The organism is Ochrobactrum sp. 19YEA23, from assembly GCF_029909865.1.
Classification (GTDB): Bacteria; Pseudomonadota; Alphaproteobacteria; order Rhizobiales; family Rhizobiaceae; genus Brucella; species Brucella gambitense.
Genome location: NZ_JASAMQ010000012.1, coordinates 39,274 through 65,974, shown reverse-complemented (window position 1 = coordinate 65,974; position 26,701 = coordinate 39,274). Strand labels below are relative to the sequence as shown.

Below are 26,701 nucleotides of genomic sequence, written 5' to 3'. Positions count from 1 at the left end.
AATCCCAGCGAACGCTCTTCGCTGCCCTGCATTTACATACCAGGAATTCGATCCATGCCCTCTCTGTTGGGAATTGATAGCGGACTGACCGTCACAAAAGCCGTTGTGTTCGATATCGACGGCAGGACGCTTTCCGTTGCGCGTCGCCGCGTGGCGCAATCTTTTCCACATCCCCGTCATGTCGAGCGGGACATGGACGAATTCTGGAACGCCACGGCAGTAGCAATTGCAGAAGCCATTTCCGTGAGCGGGAGATCTGCCTCGGACATTCTGGCCATTGCCACCACTGCACATGGGGATGGTATCTATATGCTCAACGATGAATTCCGCCCTCTTGGCGCGGGTATTCTGTCGCTGGATAGCCGCGCCGTCGATATTGCAGAAAACTGGCTGAATAGCGCGGTGGCAGCGCAATCCATCGCCGTTACCGGACAATTGCCCCACGCTTCGGCACCTTCGGCAATTCTCGCCTGGGTGAAAGAAAACGAGCCCGAGCGCTTCAGCCGCATCGCGCATGTGATAGCCTGCAAGGACTGGCTGCGGTTCTGCCTGACAGGAGAGGTCGGAACGGATCGAACCGAGGCGTCCACCTCATTTACGGATGTGAATACGCAGGATTATTCGCGCGAGGCGCTGAAACTGTTTGGGCTCGATGCCCTTTGGAACGCATTGCCGCCCATGTCGCGCTCGGACGAGATCGTGAGCGGCGTTTCTGCGGCTTGCGCGGCACGGACCGGACTTGTCGCTGGAACACCAGTTGTCGGCGGTCTGCACGATGTGACGGCATCGGCGCTGGGGGTTGGTGGCCTCAAAGCGGGGACTGTGGCGGTTGTCGCTGGAACCTATTCGATCAATGAAACGCTATCCTCCGAACCGCGCGTGAACGAGAGCTGGTTTTGCCGCAATGGCATTGCGCCGGGGGAATGGAACAACATGTCGATCTCGCCGGCGTCGACGGCGAATTATGACTGGTTTCTGGACCAGCTTTGTCCTTCGGAGCGGCGTCTGGCGGAGGAAACGGGCCGCTCGATCCATGACATGTTGCGCCCGGAAATAGATGCAGCCTTGGCCAAGCCTTCAACAGCATTGTTCCATCCCTATCTCTTCGGTTCACCCTATGGGGCTATGGCAAGTGGGGCCTTCTTCGGTCTGCGCGGCTGGCAGGAACGAGGCGATATGCTGCGCGCTGTCTGGGAAGGAATAGCCTTCAATCATCGTATCCATGTCGACCACCTCAAGGAGGGGTTTGATATTTCTGCTGCGCGGTTGACCGGTGGGGTGTCGCGCAGTCCAGCTTTCGCGCAGATGTTTGCCAATGTGCTCGGAATGCCCGTAACCGTGACCGAGACGGATGAGGCAGCAGCCTGGGGTGCAGCGCTTTGTGCGGGCAAAGGTGCAGGTGTTTTTGCGGATGTTTACAGTGATCCGCGCGATCTTGATGCGATCTGCCGCACCTACACGCCAGATGCCCAACGCAGCGTGCAATATGAAAAGCGCTTCACGCTGTTCAAGGAAATTGCATCCTCGCTTGGACCATTATGGCCGAAGATCGAAGCCCTTACGGACTGACGATGAACGGAACGAATATTGCGCGGCTGCGCAGAAAACACATGTGAAGACGGTGAAATGAACAGTTTCGTAGGCTCTGCCGAAATGAAAAGCCGCATTGCGCAACTCGAAAAGAACGGCTTGGACGTCCTTATTCTCGGGGCGGGCATCAATGGTGCGGGGCTTTATCGTGATTTGTGCGAGCAAGGCGTCAATTGCCTGATTGTCGATAAGGGTGATTTCGGATCGGGCACCAGTGCAGCGCCATCTCGCCTGATCCATGGCGGGCTGAAATATCTGGAGACAGGAGAATTCGGTCTCGTTGCGCAATCCACGCTGGAACGAAACCTGCTTTTGAAGAATGCGCCACATAATGTTGAGCCGTTGCCGACTTTTATTCCCGTTTTCTCATGGACCAAAGGTATTACAGCCGCGCTGCGCACTTTGTTCGGTTCTACAACAGCTCCACGCAGCCGCGGTGCGGTTTTGATCAAGATTGGTCTTGGTCTCTATGATTATTTCGGTGCGCGTGAACGTGTGATGCCGCGTCATCGTTTTCTCTTGAAAAAGACCGCTACGAAGGAAATGCCTTATATCACGCCAGCGATTGTTGCTGGCGGCATCTATCATGACGCGAAGGTCAGCCGGCCGGAACGCCTCGTTTATGAACTCGTCAGTGACGGGCTTCAGGCCAATTCATTGAGTGCGGCGGTCAATTTCACCAGATTGGTAAAAGCCGGTGACGGTACAGTCAGTTTTGAAGGTCCAGATGGTGCAGGGTTTTCGGTCAGGCCGAAGCTTGTCATCAACGCGGCAGGACCATGGATCGACCATGTGAATGCAGCGCTCGGCAAGCCGACCAAGATGATCGGTGGCACCAAGGGATCGCATATTCTGATCGACCATTCCGAACTGGTGAAGAGCCTTGATGGAAGGATGATTTATTTCGAGGCCGATGACGGTCGTATCTGCCTGGTCTACGACTATCATGGTCTTGCGCTGGTTGGCTCGACTGATATTCCGTCTGATGATCCGGACAATGTAAGCTGCGACGATGATGAGACGGATTATTTCATTGAAAGTCTGCGCTCACTTTTGCCGAAACTGCATTTTGACCGCAACCAGATCGTCTACACCTATAGCGGCATTCGCCCGCTGCCTGCTTCCAATGCCTCGGAACCGGGGCTGATCAGCCGTGATCACTCGGCCCCGGTGATTGAGCCCGATGCGGCGCGTCCATTCGCAATCATATCGCTGATCGGCGGCAAATGGACGACATTCCGGGGCTTTGCCGAGGAGGTTGCGGATAAGGTTCTCCAACGAATGGACCGCAAGCGTATTCATTCGACGCGCAATCTCGCAATCGGTGGCGGCAAGGACTACCCGCTGGATGACAAAGCACGTGCTGCCTGGGTTGCGCGACAGGTAAGCGAGACGGGCCATGGACGGGAGCGTGTTGAGTTGTTGCTCAAGCGCTATGGCACAACGGCTGGTGCAATCATTCGCGATGAAGCCAAAGCCGGTGCCGCGCATTTGCCTGAAACCGATACGGTAAGCCGCGCCGAAATCGCCTGGATCGCGCGCAATGAACTGGTGGTCCATCTCGCCGATGTTGTGTTGCGCCGTACGACGCTCGCCATTGATGGCGCACTGGCAACCGATAATCTGGCTGCGATAGCGGATATTCTGGCGCTGGAACTTGGCTGGAGTGACGCGCGCAAAGCCGAAGAAATCGAAGCAGTGACCGCTGAGCTGGCCAAGCGTCACAATGTTGTTCTGGCTGCCAGGCCCGCTAAGCGGCGCTGAATTTTCAGCAGATATACGATTGGAAAATGTCGTGTATCGGCATCTCTTTTGCCTACCTGTAAAATCAGTTTGAGAGCGCCACCACCGTAACGGCATAGGGAGCGAGCGGAAGCGGTCTTTGGTTTTCTATACCGATACTTTGTTCTTCAGCGGTGACGTTCACCAGCCAGAGTTCACTCTCGACTGCAAATGCAAGAACATGGCTCGGCCGTGAGGAAAGATAGGCGCGCCATTCCTTCCCAGCCAGTGCAGATAAGCTCTTCACGCTGTTGAAGACCGGGCGCGTATAACCTGCTGGTGTTGGCTCATTTTCATCCGCAATCAGTCCAAAAGGACCGGTCAATGCCGATAGGGTCAGACAGTCGAGATTTGCGTCCAGCACCCGCGCGGCATAGGCAAATGCGAAAGCTTCCGCGAATTTGCCGTTGTGGCGCGGATCCCGATTGACCATGGCGATACGGTTTCCATCGGGATTGTCCATGGTCCTGCTACCATAGGGATTTTGGCGCATGGGAATGGTCGATGGGCCAATGCGGTAGGGTTTCGCACCATAGATCGCGCGCACTGAACGCGTAATAAAGGGGAGCGCTTCCAAGGTTTGCATGACGCTGAGATCGTCTGCGGCATGGACGATCGGGTTGGTGCAATGGGTCACGAAATCGATCAGAGCGCCCGGCACGCGCTTGCGGTTCAGCTCCGTAAAATAGCTCAGCATACCGCCGCCAAGGGTGGCGCCCGGGAAAGCAATGCGCGCGGCGCTATAGACTTCTTCCAGTGGTGGGCAAGGTGGCCACGCACTGCCGGGCGGCGTGGACTGGCGGTCGATTGAAGGCGAGACAATGATCGTGTCTGGCGTAAAGCCTGCAGCTTTCATTTGCGCCGCGATTTCGGAGGTCTCGTCAAGCAGTGCTCTTTCACAAGCGAGCGCTATTTCTAACGATGTGCGCCCCTTGAATTCAGCCGCTATGGCGGCAAAGTTCATGAATGCCGTTTTGTTATGTCCGGCACGCGGATCGTAGTGGAACAACAAATCCTGCGGGTTAATTTCATCAACCAGGGATGATGCAGCTAGACTTGTCTTGGCCTCTTCCGGCGTAATGATAATGCCGATATTCGGCATGGTGCCACGTGCGTTGTCAGGCGTAATATGGACTGGCTCTGTGGTTGCCTTGACAACAACGGGCGCACTCATCCGATTATCGCGTATAATCAACGCGACGCGCTGATGCACAGGTTCGTTGGCTTCAATCCGATAAGGCCAGGGCAGTGCCAGCGGGCGCACATAGGTTTTATAAGACGCGTCGGACCAGTTACGTTGGTCCTCCATCTCGAAGACATCGCCTTCCATCCGGCATTGGGCCAGCACACCCGGAAGGGCTTCATGGGTGATGGCGCGCATGTTCTTGAAAGGTTGCCACGGCTCGATGAGATCGGGTAGGTGGGTCTCGACATGCGTCCCATCGACATGCTCCACCGTGACTGGCGAACCGGCAAGTCCGACAATCGGATGCAGAATACAAAAACCGCATCGGTTGGTTTCAAAGCCGGTTGTCGATGTGGCGATGGCATCAAAGGTCAGTGTTCCACCGGCATCGGCAGATATGGTTACGTCGACCTTCAATTGAGTATTGTTGGGGCCGTCAATATGCGCCTGATAGGTGATAGAAAAGCCGGCTGTGTTTCTCTCTACGGTCAGGTCACGGATAGAGGGAGCATACGTGCCCCAGTCACGGTCGCGAATAAGATAGGAGACAGCGCGCAGCACTTCGGCCCCATCATATGTGATGGTCCGCAAATTCCCATCGCTCAGGTCAACTGCGAGACGCCCGGCTTGCAGATGCAGCGGTCTGGCTTCGGTTTCCTGTGTACCATAAAGCAGAAACGGATCGACGCTGCTCATGCCAGCATAGCCTTTACATCGATGCGGTTGCCGCTGGCCGCACTGCTATAAGCTGCCTCCACGAGTGCAAAGGTTTTGAGGTTGTCAGCGCCCGATGTTGATGTTTCCTCGTCGGAAGCAAGCCTGTCGACCCAATGCTGCTGGATTGCGTAAACGCTTTCCTGAATATTGTGCCAGGGGCGTGAGGCCCAGGACAGCATTCTAGGTGAAACATCTGAGATAGCTGTTCCTTTGTTATTAATTATCTCCAGACGATATCCTTGATGAAGGCGGATTGACCCCGCCGTTCCATCCAGTTCGATGAGCGTTTCCGGGAAGGGGTCAACCAGAAGTTTGGTTGCATAGCTGACATCGACAACTGATGTGGCACCATTTTCATGGTCGAGCAAGATGGTCGCTACGTCCTCACCCTTGATCTTCGGGTTCACGCGTTTGGTTCGCGCGACGAGGCTTGTTACATCGCCGAGAATAAAGCGCGCGATATCGAGCGTGTGAATGCCGAGGTCTTCGATGATGAAGCGCTCGCCTTCCGCAAGATACGGCTGGCCCGAGAAGACATCAAAGCCCGACCGGAAGGAAAAGCGCCCCCAGAAGGGATCGCCTATCGCGGCGCTATTGAGCGCTTTCCGAACGGCCTGTATCGGGGTCTGCCAGCGGAAATTCTCGTGAACCATCAACGGAATACCGGCATCGTGACACACTTTCACCATAGCCTTCGCATCACCGAGATTTGTGGCAAAAGGCTTTTGACAGATGGCGGGCACTTTATGTGCGGCAGCCATTTCAACCAGCGAGCGATGGCTTCCAACTGTCGTGGCAATATCGACAAAATCAACGTTGCCATCAGCAAACAGCGCTTCAGCATCGGCATAACGGCGTTCGATCCCGAACTGATCACCGACAATTCTCAGCCGTTCGGGATCGCGGTCACAGATGGCCACGATTTTCGCGCCGGAAACATCGTTCCAGGCATGCATCTGGTTGATCGCGAAGAAGCCGCAGCCGATAAGCGCGCCATTCAATTCTGTCATTATCCTGCCTTTGCCATTTGCATGAGCGTGACGCGTTGCTGAAGGCGGCGTTGCGCCTGATCTACAACCACGGCGATGATGATGACCAGGCCCTTGATGACCATCTGCCAGAAGGACGATACCCCCATCATGACCAACCCATCGGAAAGAATCCCGATCACAAACGCGCCAATAATCGTTCCGCCGATAGTGCCGCGCCCCCCTGACATGGATGTTCCACCCAAGACGGCTGCCGCAATGGCATTGAGTTCGAAGGAGTTGCCCGTCGCAGGGTGCGAAGCCATCAATTCCGAGGAAATGATAAGACCGGCAATGGCAGCGCAAAAGCCCGAAAACATGTAAACGAACATTTTTACACGGTCGACGCGAATGCCGGACATGCGCGCCGCGCGTTCATTGCCGCCTACTGCGAAAATCTGTCGTCCCAACGGCGTGTATCGGGCGACATAGGCCGCACCCAATGCAACGATGATCAAAAGCCAGATGGAAACCGGTAAGCCCAAAATGCTGCCCGCGCCGAGAAAACCAAAGCCGGTCGTGCCGAGATCTTCGCGGCCGACCAGATTCGGGAAGGTCTGGCCGTCAGATGACAACAGGGCAAGGCCGCGCGCGACATACAGGGTTCCGAGCGTGGCGATGAATGGCGCTACATTGAGCTTTGTGATTAAGAGCCCGTTGACGAAGCCAACCGCGACGCCGACAGCCAGTGTTATGAGAGATATTTCGATCACATTGAAATAGACGGTGTAACCGATCCCCAGGTCCACGCCATAGATCAAGAGACCGCCAGCGACCATGCCGCACAGGCCGACAATCGAACCAACAGACAAATCGATGCCGCCCGTAATGATGACGAAAGTCATGCCCATCGCGAGAAACGCATTCAGCGCAACGTGTTTCGACATCAAAATCAGATTGGCTGCCGAAAGGAAATTCGGCGCGGCGAATGAGAAAAAGACGAAAACTGCAAAAAGCGCAATGAATGTTCGCAGTTTCATCAGCGTCAGCAGGGCAGAGCCGCCGGCAAAGGTTGGGTCAGTGGCTGCCGTAACTGTCTTGGCTGTCATGACACGATTTCCTTGATTTGCTGATCCGGGTTGTGGCCATGCCCCTTGGCAGAGGCCGCAATGATTTGGGCTTCGGTTGCGTGCTCGCGTTCAAAGATAGCAATGAGCTTGCCATTGCTGAGCACGGCGATGCGATCAGACAGCGCCATAACTTCTTCCAGATCTGAGGTTGAAAAGAGGATAGCCAATCCTTCGCCTGCGAGACGACGCATCGTGCGAAAGACATCCGCCTTTGCGCCAACATCAATCCCGCGCGATGGTTCGTCCATCAAAAGAACTTTTGGATTGGTCATCAACGCCTTGCCGATCACGACTTTCTGCTGGTTGCCGCCGGACATCGACGTCACCTCGAAATCGGGGTTCGGGGCTTTGATGGAGAGATCCTTGATAGCCTCCCTGACGGCTTCCTTTTCTCGCTTCGGCGCGATGTGAAAGACCTTCGCCAGCCGGTCGAGACTGGCCATCGTAAGGTTACTGGCGATTGAAAGCACCTGCACCAGCCCCTCGCGCTGTCGGTCTTCGGGTATAAGAGCAAGCCCGCGCCTTATGCGGCGTGTCGTGTCGCGTTCGGTCACTTGCTGACCGTCTATAAAAATCTGGCCTGTCGAATGTCGGTGCTGACCCATGACACATTCGAAGAACTCGGAACGCCCTGCGCCCATAAGACCATATATACCCAGAACTTCTCCAGCGCGCACCGACAATGAGACATCGTCAACGGCAAGGCCGCCAGTTGTACGCGGCAGGGTGATATTTTCAGCGCGGAACCGCTCACTACCGATTTTATGGGTGACGGACTTGGCAAAGTCCTTGGCATCGGAGCCGATCATCGAGCGCACAATCCATTGCGTGTCGATGTTCTTGACCTCCTCCTGGCCGGTGATCTTGCCATCGCGCAGCACGGTGATGTAATCGCCAATACGCATCAATTCTTCCAGACGATGCGAAATATAGACGATAGCGACGCCCTGGCTTTTCAGTTCAGCGATGACCTTGAAGAGAATATCAACTTCGGCGGCGGAGAGCGCAGATGTAGGTTCGTCCATGATGACGATACGCGCATCAAGCGAAATTGCCTTGGCGATTTCCACCAATTGCTGCTGGCCGATGGGAAGATCGGAAACGAGCATATTGGCATCAATGCCCGCATTCAGACGTCTGAGATACGCATTGGCTTTTAGCACTTGCGCTTTATGGTCAATGCCGCGCACTCCGCGCATAATCTCACGGGTAGCAAAGATATTCTCGGCCACGGACATGTTGGCGAACAGGTTGAGTTCCTGAAATATCATTGCGATGCCACGCTTTTGCGCGTCGGCAGGGCTGTCAAATGTGACCGGTTCTCCATCGAGAATGATCCTGCCCATGGTTGGGCGCTCGACACCGGCAATGATCTTCATCAACGTGGATTTGCCAGCGCCGTTCTCTCCGACCAGCACATTGACCGAACCCCGTCGCAATTCCAGATTGGCGCGTTTGACGGCGACAATGCCGGAATAGACTTTCGATACGTCTTCGAGTTTGAGAACGATATCGTCTTCGGGTTGTTGTTCCGTGTCCATGGTCACTTCTCCAGTGTTATGGATACGGGAGTGAAAAGTGGTAGTTGACCCTTGGCGGGCATGGCGAAGGCTCCACTGGCCTTGACTTTCATGCCGACCAGATTGTCACGCGGCAGCTTCGACAAAACATCATCATTGATACGTGTGTTGAACGACTTGCCAAACTGGGCCCATTCAATCTGGTTGCGGAACTCGCTGAAGTTTACAAAGCTCAAGCTGTCACGGATTGCGGTGCCACGAATAGTCGGCCCAATCTGGACGCGGGCATCCGCCTTGCCGTCACCATTGCTGTCAACATCGATATAAGCGGCCCGCGATTTGGTTTCGGCGTCAACGACCACGCCTTCCAGCTTGGTTGCAAATGTCCAGGGCGCGTTGCCCTGCTTTTCACGATGGCCAAATTTGCTTCCTGCCGCGTCGATGTCACTGCTAGCCGCCGTCATGACGTCATCGAGGGTCACCGTCTTTTCTGCGAAGAACGGTTTAACCTTGGAATCCCAGATATCGGCAACAGAACGATCCGGATTGAAATTGTCACCGCGCGCGGCTGCGGCTTCCTCAGCTGTTGGCGTCTTGATGATCTTACAGCCCGAAAGCGCAACACCACAGGCCAGCACAACAATGGACGCTGACTTCAGCACTGACATAAAGATATCCTCGGTATAGGGAATATACCGGGAGCGTTTCGGCTCCCGGCTCTCGGTTTCTTTGGTTCAATCCTTCAAGGCGAAGGTTTCGAGCTTTTCAGCATTATCGCCGTTGATCAGAACGCAATCCATCAACTGCTTTTCTTCAGCTGGCTTCTTGCCCGACTTGATGAATTCGTCGGCCTGAACGACGGCGTTCTGTGCCTGCGCAAAGGCTGGCTGAAGGACCGTGGCTTTTATGCCTCCAGCCCTGATTGAATCGCGTACATCATTGGAACCATCAAAACCAACCACGATCACATCTTTACGGCCAGCTGCCTCAAGGGCAGCCCAGGCACCCATGGCCATCGTATCGTTGCCCGAAATCACGCCCTTGATGTCCGGATTAGCCTGCAGAATGCTCTGCATCTTGGCAAAGGCTTCCGGCTGGCTCCAATTGGCTGACTGCTGCGCAACCATCTTCATATCCGGGTAGTCATCGATAACGTCGTGATAACCCTTGGAGCGAATGCCTGCATTGAGATCGGCTTCGCGGCCGAGCAATTCGACGTAGTTGCCTTTTTCGCCCATCAGCTTGACGAATTCTTCTGCACCAAGCTGTGCACCCTGATAATTGTTGGAAACAATCTGCGATACAGCAATGCCGGTCGCATTGATTTCGCGATCGATCAAGAAGGATGCAATCCCTGCATCCTTGGCTTTCTGCACTGCGGCAATGGATGCTTCAGAGCCAGCATTATCCAGAATAATCGCCTTGGCGCCACGACCGATTGCCGTGTCAACAAGCTGAGACTGCTTGTTGGCGTCATCGTCGTGAACGAGGATCAGCGTTTCATAGCCAAGTTCCTTGGCTTTTGCTTCTGCGCCGACGGCCTCAGCCTTGAAGAACGGGTTATCGTGCGAAGGCGTGATAATCGCTATGAGGTCCGCCGCCCAGGCTGGCATAACGGTGCCTGCCGACAGTGCACCAGCGACAATAGCCAGCGCAATTCCGCGCGTCAGTTTCCTACGTGTGAATTCCATAATTTCCTCCCAGTGTGTTCAGCCCTGTTCCCAGCAAGGCAGTGAAGGGAGGGCGCTTGACCCTCCCGTTTTGATTGTCAGGTGATACGGCGAATGCTTTCGGCAATCTCCTGTGGTTCAAAGACGTTTTTCCAGTCGTCGCGCATCAGCGCAGGAATGCCAAACTCGATGGCCTTGTTGCAGGCATCCGAAAATACGCCGTCGACTTCCTTGAAAATGACCGCGCCCAGAACGTTCATATGACCGAGCAGGAAATCGCGAGCCGCTTCTTCCGGAACACCGCGTCGCACGCATTCATCCATTGCCTGGCGCATGATGACGAGCAGCGATGCACACACGGTTTCGGAGAGGCCCGGCTCCAGCATGGCCATCTGTTCGACAGTGACGCGATGCGAGCGCATGACGGGAGCCCAGATGACCTTGGCGATTTCCTCGCCCAGCGCATAATCCTTTTCCGGTCCCTGCATGAGTGCCGAAACGATGTGCTGCTTGGCGAACAGACCCCCGAAATGGTCCTTCTTTGCCTGCATATCCGTTTCGTCGTTGAAAATCGGCGGATGACAAGGATGGGTGACGAAATAGGTCAGATCAGCGCGTTCGGGCAGATGACCTGCGAAAGGGGCAGCCGCATCAAGCGCAATCACCATCGTGCCGGGCTTCAGTCTGTCGATAATACTCGCAGCCACCTTGCCGATGAGCGTATCTGGCACGGCGAGAATAACGACATTGACGTCTGCAAGGCCCTGATCGGCATCTACCGTTTCGATGCCCAGATCATTCTTCAGGCGCGTCTTGCCAGCATCGCTGACTTCGATGTGGCGGACGTCGAAGCGTGAGCCCTTCAAGTTCTTGGCCAGACGGTAGCCCATCTTGCCGCCTGCGCCGAACAAAGCGATTGCTGTCATGATTGAATTTTCCTTCCCGTATCTTTGGTAGCTTAACTGGTATAACCAGTCAATGAGTATTCCAGATTCATTTGGATAGGCCGTCGCGTATCTGGCTGAAGTAATTATCAGCGCCGACCTGCCCGCCTTTCAGTGCGATTTGAAGTTCGTTGGTCGTATCATCGCGGCTATGGGCCGTGCAGAGCGGCGAGCCGGGTGTCTGCGGTAGCGGCAGAAGAGTGGTCAGCGCGTCAACATTCAGCTCGCGCAGGGCATGGCTGGACGTATCGCCACCAGCAATGACGGCACGTGAAAGATTTTCGCGCTCCACCAGACTGCGTAAGATCGAGCCCAGAATGCGCGCTAGTCGATGACGGCTACCGGGAATGCGGTCAATTTCACGGCCACGATCAGCAGATGGACCAAGGGCGGTATTGAGGATGACGCTTCTGCCATCCTGCAAAGTTCTTTGTGCAAGCGTGATGGCTTCTTCAATCGACTGCGCAGCATTCTCACCCAGAAGGTCCAACGGATTGAGATCGATGCTGATAAACCCGGCTGCGGTTGCGCTGCGGATCTGCCGTTCGGTTGTCGGCGAGACGCTGCCTGACACCACGGCGATACGATCGACTTTGCCAGGTAGCGGGAAGTCTCTCCGAGCGCCGATCAACCCAGCCTCTCGCCATGCAGAAATCAGCGCATATTCGATGCCCGAAGAACCGGCGACAAACCAGCCCTCTGGCGCGTGCAAACGCCAAATTTGCTCTCCGGCGCGCAGCTGGGTTTCTGTGCTATCGACATCGAAGAGCACCATGCCGTCCGCCGTCTGAGCGATCTTGTCGACATGTGTATCAGCGTCAGCTGAGGTCAGGGTTGGACTGTCGATCAGTTCGGCTTTCAACGCCGTTTGTTGGGCCAGATGCAGACGCAGATCGGCTTCATGCATTGGCGTCACAGGATGGCGGCTCATCACGGGATGACGGTCTATGCGGTAGGTCTCGCCTTGATATGCAGCAAAAAGATTGCCGAAGGACGTGTAGCGTTTGAGTTGCGGCGCACCGACCACCAGCGGAACATAGGCCTGCTCGAAGACATGTTTGCCGATCTCGATCGCTTTGCCGATATTGCCGACATGCGGAGCGGAATCGAATGTGGAACAGACCTTATAGTGACAAATTGCAGCATTGAGGGCGCGCAGCCATGCGAAAGCCGGCGTCAGATGATTGTCCATCCAGTCCGGAGTTTCGCTGCGGCTGGTGCCTGCAAGACCGATAGCTCTGCAATGGGCAAATCGCGCCAATAGCACGTCATCCGGCGTGTTTAGGAACAAGACGGTGTCTACGCCGTTCGAACTCAAGGCTTCCATGACATCTGTGGAGCCAGTCAGATCATCTCCATAGTAGGAGAGCAGCGGAGCGTTGATGCCGGTCATTATTCGCCTCCGTTGCCAAATTTGGCCAGCGAGGCGGCAAGCTCGGGATGGTCTTTTGCGTAAGTCTCGAGCGGGATGTCTGTGACTGCTGCCTCCCACGCCTGTTGAACTGCGCGAACGCCAGCAGCCGGTCCGCCCGGATGACTGACAATGCCGCCGCCGCACAGATAGAGGAGATCTGTGGTGCGACCTGTACGCGCGTAGGTGTCAGGTGCCTGACCACCCCATTGACCGGAACCGGCAACCGGAAGCGGGCAATCGGATGGATCGAAAAGTGGTGTGCTGATGGCCTTGAAGGAAGACACGAAACTCTCGTCCGGCTCCCAATATTTCACCCGGATGCCGTTGATCTGGAACTGGTCAACGCCAAGCAAACGCCAGAATTGCTGGTAGACGCGAAAATCCATCCCGGCGCCCGGATTGCGAGTCAGAACGTCCCAGCCGTTGCGATGTGCATGCAGGACAAGGCTCGAGCGTTTGCGCAGAAAACTCATCCCGCCGAAGCCGATGGAGTTGATGTTGACCACCGCGCAGTTACCGCCTGCTTCGAGAACAATGTCATGATTGCGCATCATCTGGTCAGGATCTGCGTGCGAAATGCCGAACGCGTACATCACCTTCTTGCCGGTCTTTTGCTCGTGGTCGAGAATACGCGGCATGATTGCCGCTACGCGCTCTTTCAACGGCGAGTAAGCCGGGCTCATCAGCTTTTCGTCGTCTTTGATGAAGTCCACGCCGGACGCAATTAATTCACCTACCAACTGCGCAGTTTCATGAGGGCGAAGGCCAAGTGCGGGCTTCACGATGGTGCCAATGATCGGGCGCTTTTCTACGCCAGTGAGCCTGCGGCTGCCTTCGATCCCGAATTGCGGGCCGGGATGGGCATCGCGAAACGCCGACGGCAGCTTCATATCGACGACGCGAATACCGGTCATGCCCTTGATCGAATAAACACCGCCAATAGCGATCGTCATGAGCGCTGCGAGATCGGTACCAATTGCATCGAGCGGAAAAGCGATGTCCACATCGGCGCGCCTGATCGGACCATGACCGTCTTTCAGTTCCGGCCAAGCCGGAACGCGCGCATCTTTCAGAGGGCGGATATCGAGCACTCTGGCGGCGACGCGTGCCTTCAATTCCTCCGTTTCGCCCGGAAGTGCAACAAAGGTGCCAGTGGATTGGTCGCTGGCGATCTTGGCTGCCATCTTCTCGATGCTGCCGGTGGTCTCAATGCGATAGGTCAAACAGATATTCATCGGAATTGCCGTTACTCGCTGCTTTAGTCGCGCTAACGAAAAGCGCATGGCGTTCGAATGCAAACTGGTATAATGAGTATTCCAATATCTGCAAGAGGAAAATTGTTAGCCCGTGCATGAGGGCACGGGTAATGTCTTTCATCTGAGCATTCGAAGATGCATAAGAGAGCAAAGCTCATGATTAGTGAGATGCCATGACCCAGCCAATCGAACCTATCGTTCGCCGCAAACTGTCAGACGAAGTGTTTGACCGGCTTGAAACCATGATCACGTCCGGCGAATTGCTCCCTGGCGATGAGATGCCGTCCGAACGCGTCCTTATGGAACGGTTTGGTGTCGGCCGCCCTGCAATCCGTGAGGCGATGCAGTCACTTGCCAAAATGGGGTTGGTCAGTATTTCGCATGGAGAACGCGCCAAGGTTCTCAAGCTCACAGCGAGGTCGATATTTCAGCAGGTTGATCCGACGGCGAAGATCATGCTTGCGCAATCGATGGATACGCTCGAGCACCTGAAGAGTGCGCGCATCTTTTTCGAGCGCGGCATTGCGCGCGAGGCTGCGCAAAAAGTGACCGCGCGCGATATTTCGGAACTGCGCGAAATTATCGAACGGCAGCGGCAATCTCTGGGTGATGCTGATGCATTCATCGCTGCGGATATGGACTTCCACATTCGCATTGCGAAGATTCTGGATAATCCGATCTTTATAGCGGTCAGCGAAGCCATGCTGGCGTGGCTTAAGGAATATCACACCCACATGCTGATCTGGACCGGCAAGGAAAAATATACGCTCGTTGAACACACCGAAATTCTCGACCGTTTGGCTGAAAACGACGCCGAAGGCGCCGAAGCGGCCATGCTTGCACATCTCAAACGGTCGCGGGATCTATATGTTAAATGATGCCGTGTGTGAAAACGTAGCTATCATGACGATATTAATCGTCGGATAGGCAATTGCTGACTGCAATAGTGGTTCCCTAATTACAATCTATGGGCAGTTCTCCGAGGCTTTATCTCGGAGAATTAGAATTTTCAGGCTGTCACGTCCAATTGGGCGAAGCCAGCGTCATCGTTATGGTGCGATGCAACCCTGAGCAGGTATGGCGACGTCTGGCTTATCAGATCATTGAACGGCTCAGGCCGCCATCAATCGGCAGCGCCACGCCATTGATGTAGCTTGCTGCCTTGCTGGCAAGGAACGCTACAACTTCGCCGAACTCTTCCGGAGTACCGTAACGTCCGATTGGAATTTCGCTCTGGCTCTCGGTTGCGATGACGACTGGATCGACACCGCGCTCAACTGCATCCAGTGCGTCGAGACGCGTGGTGCGCTCGGTGGCAAACCGGCCGGGCATTACGACATTGACGGTCACGCCATCTCCAGCGACTTCGCTTGCAAGCGTTTTGGCCCATCCTGCGAGGGCCGATCTCAAGGCATTGGAAGCTGCGAGATTGGGAATGGGTTCGCGAATGCTGGTCGAGGATACTGCAATGATCCGACCGAAATTGCGCTCACGCATGCCGGGAAGATAGTGAGCAGCCACTTCAATCTGACTGAGGAACATGCTTCTGATCTGTGTGTTCCAGTAGGCTTCGTCATATTGAGAAGCGGAAACCGGAGCAGGGCCGCCGCCATTGAGAAGCAGGATATCGATGCTGCCGACGGCTTTGTCGACATTTTCCATCATTCTGGAAACACTGGCAGGATCAGTCAGGTCGCAGGCGAAAGACATCACCGAACCCGCATAAGTGCCAAGGCGCTCTTCTGCTGCGCGCATCGCTATTTTGTCTCTGCCGACGAGAGCAATATTTACGCCCTGCTTTGCCAAAGCTTCGGCAACACCTAATCCAAGACCCTTGCTTCCACCCAAAAGAAGTGCTGTCTGCTTTTTGTCATTCATTGTCAAATTCCAACTCAAATCCCTGTTTGTCTGATCGATCTGATAGCATTGACCAGCAAAGCAATATGATCATCAGAGGTGCTCAAATGCACGGAGGCTCGAAGCAACTCTGAAATCCCGCGTATAGACATATCGTAAGGTGTGTAGCCCGGTCCGTTCAGGCCGATATTGATGCCCTGATCGGCGAGACGTTGCTTTACGAGCGCGCATGGTAATCCATCGATTGCAAATGTGACGGCAGCGCCTTTGCTGTCTCCAAGATCGAGCAGTTTGACTCCCGGCACTTCAGCAAGGGTCTGACGAAGGGTCACGGCCTTATGTGCGAGGTCTTGCCCGATGCGGTCGATACCCAAGTCGAGGGCTTGTTCGATTGCTTTTCCAAGACCAAGCTTGAGTGCCACCGACTCTTCACCAAACTCAAAAACCTGAGCGCTTTTTGCCACTGCGACGTTGCCGTCACTCAAAGTGGAGGACAGGTTGTCGATACTGCGCGGAACGAGTTCTTCCGCAAGGCGGGGTGAAATATAGGCCAAGGCTGTGCCGCGCGGTCCGCGCAGAAATTTCCGCCCGCAGGCGATGAGAGCGTCACAACCCAACTCGGCGACATCAATCGGTATCTGTCCAATAGCCTGACTGGCATCTATGATGAAAAACGCCGATGACCCGGCTTGCCGGATTGCAGCACCAATAGCTGCGGCAGGGTTGATCAGTGCACTTCCCGCACCAACCCAGGTCAGGGCAACAATGCGCGTAACCGGCGAGAGGCTTTGTCCAAGCGCAACAGTATCGACGGCGCTTGTATCGTCCGAGGCCCTCAATGAGAGTGTTGCGCCATTCAGGTCTGCAGAGCGTTGTAGACATAAGACATTGCCAATCCATTCCTGACGGCTGACCAATATCCTGTCGCCGGGAGAGAGCGGAATAGAGGCAATCAGGTTGCCATAAAGCTGTCCATGACTGGTTCCGAAAGCGATATCCTGCAGTGAGCACCCCAACAGCTTTGCCGCCGCTTGATAGGTCCTATGGAGGGCGTCTGATGCGCCCGCGCCAGCCTCCATCGGACCGCGTTCGGCTTCGAGACGCAGATGGTCGACAATCACCTGAACCGTTTCGGGGGAAGGCAACCCGGCTCCGCTATGATTAAAATGCACGACGGACATTTGCGGTCCCTTGATTAGCGAATATGGAAAACGGCTTCGACTTCGACCGGCACATTGGCTGGCAGCCCGGCGACGCCAATGGCAGAGCGTGCATGTGCGCCACGTTCGCCAAAGACCGCATTCATAAGTTGAGAAGCACCGTTGCCGACTTGAGAATAGGTGGTAAAGCCCGGGACGGCATTGACGAAGACTGTAAGCTTGGCCAACCGGACAACACGGTCAAGATCGCCATCAAGCGCTTCATTCGCCCAGAAGATGACATTTGCAGCGCAGAGCTTCGCGCTTTCGAGGGCGGTTTCCATATCGATCTCGCCGCCGACTTGTCCGATGTAAGCGATGTCGCTGCCTTTTTCGGGTATCTGGCCCGAAACATAGAGAAAATTGTCGACTTTCGTGGTGGGCGAAAAGGGCAGATCTGGCCGGGTCAGATTGGGCCAAACGATACCGCAAGCAGCCAGTTTTTCTTTATAGTCGGACATTTCATACTCCATTTTCTGGTTTCGGATTCCATATTGTCAAAAGCGGTACCCCTCGTGTACCCTTATAATTCTTAGTACGGTATAAGGTTTCTTTATGGATGTGAGTTACGATCTCAGACTGCTCAGGATGTTTGTCGCGGTGGCCGAAACGGGCACATTGAGCAAAGCCGCTGATCGTCTTGCGCGCACGCAGGCAGCCGTCAGCATGCAGTTGCAGCGAATAGAAAGGGAACTGGACAGTGAACTGTTTACGCGGTCCTCTCGCGGTGTTTCTCTAACGGAAGCGGGAGAAGCCTTTCTGGCTTATGCGCGAAGGGTCATTGCGCTGACGGAAGACATGCAGCGCGGATTGGTCGATAAGAAGTTGGTGGGGCGTATTCGGCTAGGACTTTTTGAAGATCTGGCAGTCACGCGTCTTCCTGGCGCAATTGCTCAGTTCAGACAGCAACATCCGTCGGTGGAAATTGAGCTGAGTTCATCCAATTCGGCGCAGCTTGCGCGATCTTTTGATGAAGGGCAAAGCGACATCGTCGTTGCCGATCCCGCCCGGTTCGCCCTGCCGCCAATGAGCTTTATATCCTATCAACTGGTCTGGTGCGCCAGCCGATTGCTTGATGTGGATGAGAATGACCCGCTTCCCGTCGTGCTTTTTGAAACATCCTGTTCGTGGCAGGATCGTATGATCGCCTCCCTTGCCGAAGCGGGCATCGCGTGGACCGTTGGCTGCCGCGTGAAAAGCTTGCCTGCCATGCTATCGGCACTGCGGGGAGGGCTGGGTGTTGGGGTGTTGTTTGCGGAAGCGGTTCCGCCAGACTGCGAGACCATAAATGGAAAATACAATCTGCCCCCGGCACCGGTCGCCGAATTTGGCATATATGCTGCTGATGATCCGTCACCGCTTGTCATGGAACTGGCGAAATCGCTTGAGGCATTATCATAACGCTTGTCCCGAGTTTACCGTGACGGTCACGCCGTCAATCACGCTTGGACGATATCGATTGATTGGGATGCGAAGGGAAGCAATATCTCCTGCGATAGCTGTGGCTCTGTCACAAGGGTTGTTATCTCTGCCAGCGGTACGACTTGATAAGGTGATGCGACCCCGAGTTTCTCGCGGGTTGCCACGACGATTGTCTCCGCCGACTGGCGAGCGATCAGTCTTTTGATGGCGGCTTCGTCATTGTCGCCGGTGGTCGCGCCCGTTTCTGGGTGAAGACCCGTCACACCCATGAAATATGCATCCATTCGAATTCGGGAGATGGCTTCAGCGGCTACCGACCCAACTGTGACGATGGAATGTCTGAATAAGCGTCCGCCCACCAGTTCGATGTCAATGAGCGGGTGGCGCGCCAACTCAACGGCTACATTGGGACTATGGGTGACGATCGTTGCCTTGAGATCGAGGGGCAATTGACGCGCCAGCTGTATGTTTGTCGTGCCGCCATCAAGGAAGACGATCTGGCCCGGTCGGATCAGCCGGGCAGCAATGCCGCCGAGCATAGTTTTGGCGGATGACGCTGCATCTTCCCGAGTTGCAAAATCGGCAACGGCCGCTGAGGCGGGCAGGGCTCCGCCATGAACGCGCAAGAGATGACCTTCGCTGGCCAGTTCACGCAAATCGCGGCGGATCGTGTCCTCTGAAACACCCAGCTCTCGGCTGAATGTCTTTGCCACGATCCGACCATCGCGACGCAGCAGCTCGAGTATCAAAGCCTTTCGTTCACTTGTCAGCATATTCATTGCACGAAAATCCTTGACTCTGCATGATATTGCACGAATATCACGACGATCTGGCGACGGCTAGCGACTTATCGTGTTTGTGTGGAGGTTATTGTGAGTATTGCGCATCGTGTTCGGGTGGAAGAAGTCACCCTTCTCTCAAACGATTGGTATGTCCTGAAGAAAACCAAGTTCTCATTCCAGCGGGCTGATGGAAGCTGGCAGAGCCAGTCACGAGAAACCTATGATCGCGGCAATGGCGCAACCATTCTGCTTTACGATCCGCGTCGGCGAACGGTTATTCTCACCCGCCAGTTTCGATATCCAGCCTTCGTGAATGGGTATGATGATCTGCTGATCGAGGCGCCAGCCGGATTGTTGGATGATGCGGAACCGGCGGTGCGCATTCGTGCAGAAACAGAAGAGGAAACGGGCTTTCAAGTAAGCGAAGTGCGGCAGATTTTCGACGTCTTCATGAGCCCCGGGTCGGTGACAGAACGCCTCCATTTTTTCGTTGGAGAGTATGAGCCCGGAGATCGGGTTTCACAGGGCGGTGGAAAGGAAGAGGAGGGCGAGGATATTGCAGGCTTCGAAGTGGATATCGATGCGGCATTGGGCATGATTGGCTCCGGCGCAATCCGGGATGCCAAGACGATCATCCTGCTGCAATATGCAGCTTTGAACCTTTTCCGGTTTCCGAGTTGCGTCAACGACTAAGTGTCTATCGAAGACCTTCCCGGCACATGCAGCGTGGCGGTCCTGCGTCTTAAGAGACGTTATCGAGAAACGTTAGTGTCGGCACAAAAAACAAACACCCGGTCACGGCTCGGCTGAAATCGAGAATATGGTCGTACGTTCCGGGAGGATTACCGACAAACATATTCTCCAGCATTTTTTCGATCCGCGATGGGGAACGAGCGAAACCAATGAAATAGGTGCCAAATTCGCCCTTTCCGACTTCGCCGAACGGCATATTGTCACGCAGAATCTGAATCTGCTCCCCATCTTCCTCGATATTCGTCAGAACGTTATGGGCATAGGGCTTCTTCTGGGACTCAAGCTGTTCAATATCGGAGAGCTTATGCCGGCCGATGATATTTTCCTGCTCTTCGACAGAAACGTTGTTCCACTTCGCCAGATCGTGCAGATATTTTTGGGTGATGACATAGCTGCTTCCTGCAAAGTCCGGATCTTCTTCACCGATGATCGTGGCAGATAAAGCGGCCTGGTCCACCGGGTTCTCTGTGCCATCAACGAAACCGAGAAGATCGCGATCATCGAAGAATTTGAAGCCATGCACTTCATCAACAACAGACACATGACCCGAAAGCCGTTCCATGAGGTGGCTGGCTAGCTCAAAACACTGATCCATGCTGCTCGCACGGATATGAAACAGAATATCGCCGGGTGTTAATACAGCATTGTGCACGCCATGGATTTCGCGAAATGGATGCAGCTCTTTTGGTCTTGGAGCGCCAAACAGGCGGTCCCATGCCTCCGAGCCGAACCCTGTTATGCAGGAAAGCTGCCCGTCCAAGCGCCGAAAACCAACGCCGCGGACCAGACTTGAAATATCCGCGCATAAATCACGAACGGCTTCTTCAGCTTCTGATCCAGGGTTGATCGTCACGACGAGAAAAATTGCCGCTTTCGTCAGTTTTCCAACAACGGATTGTGAAACGGGAAGCGAAGAAATGCCGTCTATTGTCATCGAGAATCCGTTTCAGCCCGTGAGTTTTTAGCGTTCACTGAAATTAAGCGTGAGGCCGCTTAATTGGCAAATGTTCTTTTTCATGGGTCTTAAGAGAATGTTCCCTGCCCGAATGACCCATTTTTGCCGGAGGGGAAAGCAGCTCAGTTGCAATCCAGCGTGTTCCTTTTTTGTTCCTAATGTTCTAATAGAGATGTCTTGAGAGCACTTCGGCGTACAAGCCGTGATCCAATGATCAGATAAATTCTTGCGTGACGAGGACACATGGCAGCGGCCCATCTGGAAAAACTGAATGATCGCCAGCGCGAGGCGGTCGAGCACGGCATCGCAATGCCGGATGGTGCCATTGGTGGACCGCTTCTGATTATCGCGGGCGCTGGATCGGGCAAGACAAACACATTGGCTCATCGTGTCGCTCATCTCATCGTTAACGGTGCTGACCCGCGTCGGATATTGCTGATGACGTTCTCACGCCGGGCAGCGTCTGAAATGGCGCGCCGCGTTCAGCGTATCTGCAAGCAGGTCCTTGGCGACAATTCCGCTGTCATGACGGATGCGCTGGCATGGGCAGGCACATTTCACGGAATCGGCGCACGGCTCCTACGTATTTATGCGCAACAGATCGGCCTTGGTGCCGATTTTACTATTCATGACCGCGAAGACAGTGCGGATCTCATGAACCTTGTTCGCCATGAACTGGGTTTCTCGAAAATGGAAAGCCGCTTTCCAACCAAGGGGACATGTGTTGCGATCTATTCGCGCGTGGTCAATTCCGAGAGTTCCATCGGCGAAGTTCTGAAGAACGCCTATCCATATGTGCTAGGGTGGGAAGAGCAGCTCAAGCAGCTTTTCGCGGCCTATGTTGAGGCCAAGCAGCACCAGAACGTGCTCGATTATGACGATCTTCTGCTTTATTGGACACAGATGATGTCGGATCCGGCACTTGCTGACGATGTCGGCAACCGCTTCGATCATGTTCTGGTCGATGAATATCAGGACACGAACCGTCTTCAGGCATCAATCCTGATGGCGTTGAAACCGAGTGGATGTGGTCTCACGGTTGTCGGTGATGATGCCCAATCGATCTATTCCTTCCGCGCTGCAACTATTCGCAATATCCTCGACTTCCCGCAGGAGTTCTCGCCGAAGCCCGCCGACGTCATCACGCTTGACCGTAACTATCGCTCCACACAGCCCATTCTGGCTGCCGCCAACGGTGTGATCGATCTGGCCCGCGAACGGTTCACCAAGAATCTCTGGACCGACCGTCAATCGGAACAGCGGCCCATGCTCGTGACGGTGCGAGACGAAAGCGATCAGGCGAACTATATCGTTGAGCAGGTTCTGGCCAACCGTGAGGTGGGCGTCACGCTCAAACAGCAGGCCGTTTTGTTTCGAACATCAAGCCATAGCGGCGCGTTGGAAGTCGAACTCACCCGTCGCAATATCCCTTTCGTAAAATTCGGTGGCCTGAAGTTTCTCGACAGCGCGCACGTAAAAGACCTGCTTGCTGCCTTGAGATTTGCGCAAAACCCGCGCGACCGCGTTGCGGGCTTCCGTCTTTTGCAAATGTTACCCGGCGTTGGTCCCCAGACGGCTGGCAAGATTCTTGACACCATCGCCCTGGACCCGGAACCTTTACAGTCGCTCGCCGAAATTCCGCCGCCGCCCAGAAGTGGTGATGACTGGCCAGCCTTCATCGATATGCTCTCAAGCCTTCGAAAGGCCGAAAGCGGGTGGCCCGACGATATCGGTCTGGCGCGCAGCTGGTACGAGCCGCATCTCGAACGTATTCACGAAGATGCCGATACACGGAAGGCAGATCTGGTTCAGCTCGAACAGATTGCTAGTGGCTATCCAAGCCGTGAGCGATTCCTCACCGAACTGACGCTTGATCCACCGGATGCAACGAGTGATCAGGCTGGTGTGCCGCTTCTTGATGAGGACTATATGATCCTCTCAACCATCCATTCCGCCAAGGGACAGGAATGGCGCTCCGTTTATATGCTCAACGTCGTTGACGGTTGCATGCCTTCGGATCTCGGAGCTGGAACGACGGCCGAGCTGGAAGAGGAGCGTCGTCTGCTCTATGTCGGAATGACGCGTGCGCGTGACAATCTCACACTCATCACGCCGCAACGGTTTTTCACCTATGGGCAAAATGTGAAGGGCGACTGGCATGTTTACGCCTCGCGGACGCGGTTCATTCCCGCTTCGCTCCTTCATTTGTTCGAGAAGACGAGCTGGCCAAAAGTTGCCGCCTATGCAAGTGAGCGCAGTCTGCGCGATGTGCGTATAGATGTCGGCGCGCGGATGCGCAGCATGTGGAAGTGAGTTCGTTCGCCGTCTGGTATGGTTTATCCCATGGATCAGGTGACGGTCTCGGTGCCTGAGGTTGTGTTTTGGTTATCGGTTCTAGAGCCTTCCGGCTTCGATAATGCTTTGTAGAAATTTTCGTGTGCGCTCTTCGCGTGGGTCTCCAAATATCTGTTCCGGCGGTCCTTCCTCATGGACCTTCCCGCCATAGAGAAAGCATATCTTGCTCGCAACTTCGCGCGCAAATCCCATTTCGTGGGTGGCAAGCAACATCGTCATGCCTTCCGCAGCGAGATCGCGGACGATGTTTAGCACTTCGGACACAAGTTCAGGATCGAGCGCGGAAGTGATTTCGTCCAACAGCAAAACCGACGGGCTCATCGCCAGCGCACGGACGATCGCGACGCGCTGCTGTTGCCCCCCGGACAACTGATCCGGATAGGCCGTGGCTCTGTGTTCAAGTCCGATGCGCGTCAGCAGCGACATGGCTCTAGCCTGAGCATCCTCACGTTTGCGGCCCAGCACTTTCATCGGCGCGAGCATGACATTTTCAACCACGCTCATATGCGGAAAGAGATTGTAGCTCTGGAACACAATGCCGACATCGCGCCGCAGCGCATTGACGTCGACGCCAGGACCCGACATGCGGTCGCCATGGATGCAGATTTCGCCGCCCTGTATTGGCTCCAAACCGTTGAGACAGCGCAACAAAGTCGACTTGCCGCAACCGGAAGGACCAATCAGGCAAACCACCTGATGTTCGTCCACGCTGAGGTTTAGCTCGTCGAGGATTTTAACCTGACCATAGGACTTTGTTACGTCGCGGATTTCTATCATCGCCATCGTTCATATTCTCCGCAAAGGCTATGACTGTGTACGGCGCTGTTCACGCTCAAGCAGCCGATCAACGAACCGCGCCTGCGGGATCGTTATCAGGATGAAGAGCAGAGCAACCGTCGTCACAGGCGAAAGATTGAAATTGTTTGCGCCAATGATACGCGCCTGATTGAACGCATCGATCGAGCCGATGACATTGACGAGCGCGGTATCCTTTTGAAGGCCGATGAAATCATTCAGAAGCGGCGGTATGATTCTTCGAACCGCCTGCGGCACGACAACATAACGCAATGTCTGGAAGTAGGACAAACCAAGGGAGCGCGCGGCGGCAACCTGACTGCGATGGATACTCTCAATACCAGCCCGGTAAACTTCGGCGACATAGGCGCCATAGGTGAGCGTCAAAGCGATAATCGCATAGGATTCCGGCGACAGATCCTTCAGATAAGGCAGGCCTGTCAGTGGAATGCCAAAACCGATCAGATAGATGTTGATGATTGCGGGCAAGCCGCGAAACATATCGGTATAAACTGTTGCGATCAGCCGGACGGGTCGCCCCGCTTCTCCTGGCATCAGACGAGCGATTGCAACGATGAGGCCCCAGATCAGAACCAGAATCTCTGCAATAACAAAGATATAGACGTTGACCCAGAAAGCCTTGAGCACCAGCCAGAAGGAGCTGGCTATGAGCGGCAGTTGCAGAAATGTGCGGCTGACGGCAAGGTCGTTGGCCAGAAGAAACTGGATGTCGATAAGCACCAGCACCGTTACCGCACCATAACCCAATGTCGAATAGGCGGCTTCGCGCGCTATTGCCGTATTGGCACGCGCAGCAATCAGATCATTCGCAGCAAGCGCCTGGCGGGCAGCGGTCGATGTTCGCCATGATTGCATTGCGGGCTTCAACAGCAGGAGTACTGCCAAGCCGCAAAGAAACAACAAAGCTGTTGCGAGAACTCCGCCCGCTCCAAGTTCTGTTAGAGCGCCATTGACATTATGCAGGGTTTTCCAACTGGCGAATATGACGACCAGTGCGACGATAAGGGCTGTGACTGCCCAGTTCATCGTATCACGCGGCGGCGCGCTGGCGCTCCATCCGCGTTCGCTATCATAAAGACCAAGAGTAGGCTTGGTACCGGATTGAGGAGTGTTGGCGGTCATCGCGCGAGCCTCCGTTTCTATACGTCGTAATCTCGCCTTTTCTGTTTCAGGCAAGGACGAACGACCAGTGGAACGGGTGCATCGGACCGCTATTTGCAGCGATCCGATGCGCAAACGCGATTACGGCTTGAGATAAGGAATCTTGGCCGGATCGGCACCCCAGGCGTCGGCCAGATAGGTTTTGGACAAGGCCGCGAAGGTGCCGTCTTTCTTCATATCTTCGATCATCTTGTTGAAGACGGCCTCGTTGGGCGATCCTTTTGGATAGAGAGCACCATAGGATTCACCAGTGGAATACTGGAATGGCACTTCAACCATGCCATGCGAGTTCGACGCGACGCCGAGCATGATCGACGTATCGTGCAGCCCTGCATCGATCTGGTTGGCCATCAGAGCTGTCGACAGCGCGCCCGTATCGGCAAAGACCTTGACTTCCTTCGGCTTCAGCTTCTGATCGACAAAAGAAGCGCCCGTCGTGCCCTGCATCACGCCAATGCGCAGGTCCTTGACGGTTTCAGGGGTGTAGCTGGTTCCCTTTTTAATCGCCACTCCAATATCAGAATCAAAATATGGCGTGGAAAAATCGACCACCTTCTTGCGCTTATCGGTGATGGACACTTCGGCGAGCGCAATGTCAAAATCCTTGGTCTGGGCTGCAACCAGCGCATCAAAGGACACATTGACGACCTTCACCTTGTCGAGACCCGCACGGTAAGCCATGTCGACTGCCATGCAGTATTCATAGCCGTCTTTCATCGCGTCAGGTGAATCGCCATTCCACCAGGCGGGCGCAGGCAGCGTGGTCTGTACCGTGAGCTGACCTGGAACCGTTGGTTTGATTGGGTCTGAGCCCTTCGTGCCGGTGACCTCACAATTGCCGATTTTCTCGGCCTGGGCGGTTAAACTCGCGCCAAGCAGAGCTGTCGAAACGATCAAGCACTTCGCTATAGAATGTGTGGTTAAGCCAGTTTTCATGTTCTGATTTCCCCTTATTATAATTATTAGAATGTAACGATACGCAACAAATCCTTGGCCTTCACCCAAGACGTAAAGCAACATCCAGACTGTATTTGTGACTCAGTCCATTTCAAAATACAAGCGGGCCTTTTTTGCCCTTGACGATACCGATGCATCAAAGGGATGTGCCTGATCCGCACAAGGTAGAGCTGGCTTTGGTTTTGAACCTTGCGAAGCCATGTGAAGAGTAGCGCTCAATAACGGTTATATAATTGCCAATTTCCGAGAGCTTTATCGATATTAATT

23 protein-coding genes and 1 pseudogene are annotated in these 26,701 nt (G+C 54.7%); 7 read left to right on the top strand and 17 right to left on the bottom strand.

The annotated features are described in order from the left end of the window. The first annotated feature begins 54 nt into the window (after positions 1 to 54). A complete protein-coding gene (locus QBD01_RS22650) occupies positions 55 to 1,569 on the top strand; it encodes an FGGY-family carbohydrate kinase (protein WP_280994632.1) in 1,515 nt (504 codons plus the stop codon). A gap of 57 nt (positions 1,570 to 1,626) precedes the next feature. Further along, positions 1,627 to 3,354: a glycerol-3-phosphate dehydrogenase/oxidase gene (locus tag QBD01_RS22645; protein ID WP_280994631.1), complete on the top strand. Its 1,728-nt coding sequence runs from the start codon at positions 1,627 to 1,629 to the stop codon at positions 3,352 to 3,354. Between the two features lie 64 nt (positions 3,355 to 3,418). Here the strand turns inward: QBD01_RS22645 and QBD01_RS22640 are convergent, their stop codons facing one another. The 9 genes from QBD01_RS22640 to oiaX all read right to left on the bottom strand — a co-directional run bounded on the left by QBD01_RS22640 (position 3,419) and on the right by oiaX (position 14,156). After that, on the bottom strand, positions 3,419 to 5,254 hold the full coding sequence (locus QBD01_RS22640) for a hypothetical protein (protein WP_280994630.1): 1,836 nt from the start codon (positions 5,252 to 5,254) through the stop codon (positions 3,419 to 3,421). Next, positions 5,251 to 6,285, bottom strand: a complete 1,035-nt coding sequence (locus tag QBD01_RS22635) for a Gfo/Idh/MocA family oxidoreductase (RefSeq protein WP_280994629.1) — start codon at positions 6,283 to 6,285, stop codon at positions 5,251 to 5,253. Before QBD01_RS22635 ends, QBD01_RS22640 begins: the two co-directional genes overlap by 4 nt. After that, positions 6,285 to 7,352, bottom strand: coding sequence for an ABC transporter permease (locus QBD01_RS22630; RefSeq protein WP_280994628.1), 1,068 nt, complete (start codon positions 7,350 to 7,352; stop codon positions 6,285 to 6,287). Before QBD01_RS22630 ends, QBD01_RS22635 begins: the two co-directional genes overlap by 1 nt. Beyond that, entirely contained in the window at positions 7,349 to 8,914 is a 1,566-nt protein-coding gene (locus QBD01_RS22625) for a sugar ABC transporter ATP-binding protein (RefSeq protein ID WP_280994627.1), read from the bottom strand. Before QBD01_RS22625 ends, QBD01_RS22630 begins: the two co-directional genes overlap by 4 nt. A gap of 2 nt (positions 8,915 to 8,916) precedes the next feature. Further along, positions 8,917 to 9,561 carry a DUF2291 family protein gene (locus QBD01_RS22620; RefSeq protein WP_280994626.1) on the bottom strand — a complete coding sequence of 215 codons (645 nt, stop codon included), beginning with the start codon at positions 9,559 to 9,561 and terminating at the stop codon, positions 8,917 to 8,919. Between the two features lie 66 nt (positions 9,562 to 9,627). Continuing rightward, the gene (locus QBD01_RS22615) at positions 9,628 to 10,584 is read right to left on the bottom strand and encodes a D-ribose ABC transporter substrate-binding protein (protein WP_280994625.1); all 957 of its coding nucleotides are present in this window, start codon (positions 10,582 to 10,584) and stop codon (positions 9,628 to 9,630) included. A gap of 77 nt (positions 10,585 to 10,661) precedes the next feature. Then, positions 10,662 to 11,489: a phosphogluconate dehydrogenase C-terminal domain-containing protein gene (locus QBD01_RS22610; protein ID WP_280994624.1), complete on the bottom strand. Its 828-nt coding sequence runs from the start codon at positions 11,487 to 11,489 to the stop codon at positions 10,662 to 10,664. A 67-nt stretch (positions 11,490 to 11,556) separates the two neighbouring features. Continuing rightward, positions 11,557 to 12,900 carry a four-carbon acid sugar kinase family protein gene (locus tag QBD01_RS22605; protein ID WP_280994623.1) on the bottom strand — a complete coding sequence of 448 codons (1,344 nt, stop codon included), beginning with the start codon at positions 12,898 to 12,900 and terminating at the stop codon, positions 11,557 to 11,559. Continuing rightward, positions 12,900 to 14,156 carry a 3-oxo-isoapionate-4-phosphate decarboxylase OiaX gene (gene oiaX / locus QBD01_RS22600; protein ID WP_280994622.1) on the bottom strand — a complete coding sequence of 419 codons (1,257 nt, stop codon included), beginning with the start codon at positions 14,154 to 14,156 and terminating at the stop codon, positions 12,900 to 12,902. Before oiaX ends, QBD01_RS22605 begins: the two co-directional genes overlap by 1 nt. A gap of 194 nt (positions 14,157 to 14,350) precedes the next feature. Between oiaX and QBD01_RS22595 the strand changes: the two genes are divergently transcribed. Continuing rightward, positions 14,351 to 15,055 (top strand): transcriptional regulator NanR, encoded by a 705-nt coding sequence (locus QBD01_RS22595; RefSeq protein ID WP_182522522.1) that lies wholly within the window; start codon positions 14,351 to 14,353, stop codon positions 15,053 to 15,055. Positions 15,056 to 15,272: 217 nt separating this feature from the next. Here QBD01_RS22595 and QBD01_RS22590 read toward each other — a convergent pair whose 3' ends face one another. Genes QBD01_RS22590 through QBD01_RS22580 form a run of 3 tightly spaced genes read right to left on the bottom strand, consistent with a single transcriptional unit; the run spans position 15,273 to position 17,694 of the window. Beyond that, complete coding sequence (locus QBD01_RS22590; protein ID WP_280994621.1) at positions 15,273 to 16,055, bottom strand: SDR family oxidoreductase; 783 nt, start codon at positions 16,053 to 16,055, stop codon at positions 15,273 to 15,275. 14 nt (positions 16,056 to 16,069) lie between these two features. Then, the gene (locus tag QBD01_RS22585; protein ID WP_280994620.1) at positions 16,070 to 17,215 is read right to left on the bottom strand and encodes an aminotransferase class V-fold PLP-dependent enzyme; all 1,146 of its coding nucleotides are present in this window, start codon (positions 17,213 to 17,215) and stop codon (positions 16,070 to 16,072) included. Positions 17,216 to 17,229: 14 nt separating this feature from the next. Beyond that, on the bottom strand, positions 17,230 to 17,694 hold the full coding sequence (locus QBD01_RS22580) for a RidA family protein (RefSeq protein ID WP_280994619.1): 465 nt from the start codon (positions 17,692 to 17,694) through the stop codon (positions 17,230 to 17,232). 94 nt (positions 17,695 to 17,788) lie between these two features. Here QBD01_RS22580 and QBD01_RS25470 point away from each other — a divergent pair. Together QBD01_RS25470 and QBD01_RS22575 are read left to right on the top strand one after the other, a co-directional pair. Further along, positions 17,789 to 17,974: pseudogene (locus QBD01_RS25470) on the top strand (LysR family transcriptional regulator); the annotation flags it as partial. A gap of 57 nt (positions 17,975 to 18,031) precedes the next feature. Next, complete coding sequence (locus tag QBD01_RS22575) at positions 18,032 to 18,634, top strand: substrate-binding domain-containing protein (RefSeq protein ID WP_280994618.1); 603 nt, start codon at positions 18,032 to 18,034, stop codon at positions 18,632 to 18,634. A gap of 38 nt (positions 18,635 to 18,672) precedes the next feature. Here QBD01_RS22575 and QBD01_RS22570 read toward each other — a convergent pair whose 3' ends face one another. Then, entirely contained in the window at positions 18,673 to 19,428 is a 756-nt protein-coding gene (locus tag QBD01_RS22570) for a DeoR/GlpR family DNA-binding transcription regulator (protein ID WP_280994656.1), read from the bottom strand. A gap of 99 nt (positions 19,429 to 19,527) precedes the next feature. On the opposite strand from QBD01_RS22570, the gene QBD01_RS22565 reads away from it, so the two are divergent. Continuing rightward, on the top strand, positions 19,528 to 20,130 hold the full coding sequence (locus tag QBD01_RS22565; RefSeq protein WP_280994617.1) for an NUDIX domain-containing protein: 603 nt from the start codon (positions 19,528 to 19,530) through the stop codon (positions 20,128 to 20,130). 49 nt (positions 20,131 to 20,179) lie between these two features. Here the strand turns inward: QBD01_RS22565 and QBD01_RS22560 are convergent, their stop codons facing one another. Beyond that, positions 20,180 to 21,124, bottom strand: coding sequence for a Dyp-type peroxidase (locus QBD01_RS22560; protein ID WP_280994616.1), 945 nt, complete (start codon positions 21,122 to 21,124; stop codon positions 20,180 to 20,182). 264 nt (positions 21,125 to 21,388) lie between these two features. Between QBD01_RS22560 and QBD01_RS22555 the strand changes: the two genes are divergently transcribed. Beyond that, a complete protein-coding gene (locus QBD01_RS22555; protein WP_280994615.1) occupies positions 21,389 to 23,458 on the top strand; it encodes an ATP-dependent helicase in 2,070 nt (689 codons plus the stop codon). Positions 23,459 to 23,539: 81 nt separating this feature from the next. Here the strand turns inward: QBD01_RS22555 and QBD01_RS22550 are convergent, their stop codons facing one another. The 3 genes from QBD01_RS22550 to QBD01_RS22540 form a co-directional block, all read right to left on the bottom strand. Further along, the gene (locus QBD01_RS22550; protein WP_182522530.1) at positions 23,540 to 24,283 is read right to left on the bottom strand and encodes an amino acid ABC transporter ATP-binding protein; all 744 of its coding nucleotides are present in this window, start codon (positions 24,281 to 24,283) and stop codon (positions 23,540 to 23,542) included. Positions 24,284 to 24,304: 21 nt separating this feature from the next. Further along, complete coding sequence (locus QBD01_RS22545) at positions 24,305 to 25,438, bottom strand: amino acid ABC transporter permease (RefSeq protein WP_280994614.1); 1,134 nt, start codon at positions 25,436 to 25,438, stop codon at positions 24,305 to 24,307. 120 nt (positions 25,439 to 25,558) lie between these two features. Next, positions 25,559 to 26,413 carry an ABC transporter substrate-binding protein gene (locus tag QBD01_RS22540; protein ID WP_210277371.1) on the bottom strand — a complete coding sequence of 285 codons (855 nt, stop codon included), beginning with the start codon at positions 26,411 to 26,413 and terminating at the stop codon, positions 25,559 to 25,561. Between the last annotated feature and the right edge of the window lie 288 nt (positions 26,414 to 26,701).

Bases quoted from the DNA above. Each gene is read 5' to 3' on its own strand.
- QBD01_RS22650 (WP_280994632.1), top strand. From the start codon at position 55: ATGCCCTCTCTGTTGGGAATTGATAGCGGACTGACCGTCACAAAAGCC.
- QBD01_RS22645 (WP_280994631.1), top strand. From the start codon at position 1,627: ATGAACAGTTTCGTAGGCTCTGCCGAAATGAAAAGCCGCATTGCGCAA.
- QBD01_RS22640 (WP_280994630.1), bottom strand. From the start codon at position 5,254: ATGAGCAGCGTCGATCCGTTTCTGCTTTATGGTACACAGGAAACCGAA.
- QBD01_RS22635 (WP_280994629.1), bottom strand. From the start codon at position 6,285: ATGACAGAATTGAATGGCGCGCTTATCGGCTGCGGCTTCTTCGCGATC.
- QBD01_RS22630 (WP_280994628.1), bottom strand. From the start codon at position 7,352: ATGACAGCCAAGACAGTTACGGCAGCCACTGACCCAACCTTTGCCGGC.
- QBD01_RS22625 (WP_280994627.1), bottom strand. From the start codon at position 8,914: ATGGACACGGAACAACAACCCGAAGACGATATCGTTCTCAAACTCGAA.
- QBD01_RS22620 (WP_280994626.1), bottom strand. From the start codon at position 9,561: ATGTCAGTGCTGAAGTCAGCGTCCATTGTTGTGCTGGCCTGTGGTGTT.
- QBD01_RS22615 (WP_280994625.1), bottom strand. From the start codon at position 10,584: ATGGAATTCACACGTAGGAAACTGACGCGCGGAATTGCGCTGGCTATT.
- QBD01_RS22610 (WP_280994624.1), bottom strand. From the start codon at position 11,489: ATGACAGCAATCGCTTTGTTCGGCGCAGGCGGCAAGATGGGCTACCGT.
- QBD01_RS22605 (WP_280994623.1), bottom strand. From the start codon at position 12,900: ATGACCGGCATCAACGCTCCGCTGCTCTCCTACTATGGAGATGATCTG.
- oiaX (WP_280994622.1), bottom strand. From the start codon at position 14,156: ATGAATATCTGTTTGACCTATCGCATTGAGACCACCGGCAGCATCGAG.
- QBD01_RS22595 (WP_182522522.1), top strand. From the start codon at position 14,351: ATGACCCAGCCAATCGAACCTATCGTTCGCCGCAAACTGTCAGACGAA.
- QBD01_RS22590 (WP_280994621.1), bottom strand. From the start codon at position 16,055: ATGAATGACAAAAAGCAGACAGCACTTCTTTTGGGTGGAAGCAAGGGT.
- QBD01_RS22585 (WP_280994620.1), bottom strand. From the start codon at position 17,215: ATGTCCGTCGTGCATTTTAATCATAGCGGAGCCGGGTTGCCTTCCCCC.
- QBD01_RS22580 (WP_280994619.1), bottom strand. From the start codon at position 17,694: ATGTCCGACTATAAAGAAAAACTGGCTGCTTGCGGTATCGTTTGGCCC.
- QBD01_RS22575 (WP_280994618.1), top strand. From the start codon at position 18,032: ATGCAGCGCGGATTGGTCGATAAGAAGTTGGTGGGGCGTATTCGGCTA.
- QBD01_RS22570 (WP_280994656.1), bottom strand. From the start codon at position 19,428: ATGCTGACAAGTGAACGAAAGGCTTTGATACTCGAGCTGCTGCGTCGC.
- QBD01_RS22560 (WP_280994616.1), bottom strand. From the start codon at position 21,124: ATGACAATAGACGGCATTTCTTCGCTTCCCGTTTCACAATCCGTTGTT.
- QBD01_RS22555 (WP_280994615.1), top strand. From the start codon at position 21,389: ATGGCAGCGGCCCATCTGGAAAAACTGAATGATCGCCAGCGCGAGGCG.
- QBD01_RS22550 (WP_182522530.1), bottom strand. From the start codon at position 24,283: ATGGCGATGATAGAAATCCGCGACGTAACAAAGTCCTATGGTCAGGTT.
- QBD01_RS22545 (WP_280994614.1), bottom strand. From the start codon at position 25,438: ATGACCGCCAACACTCCTCAATCCGGTACCAAGCCTACTCTTGGTCTT.
- QBD01_RS22540 (WP_210277371.1), bottom strand. From the start codon at position 26,413: ATGAAAACTGGCTTAACCACACATTCTATAGCGAAGTGCTTGATCGTT.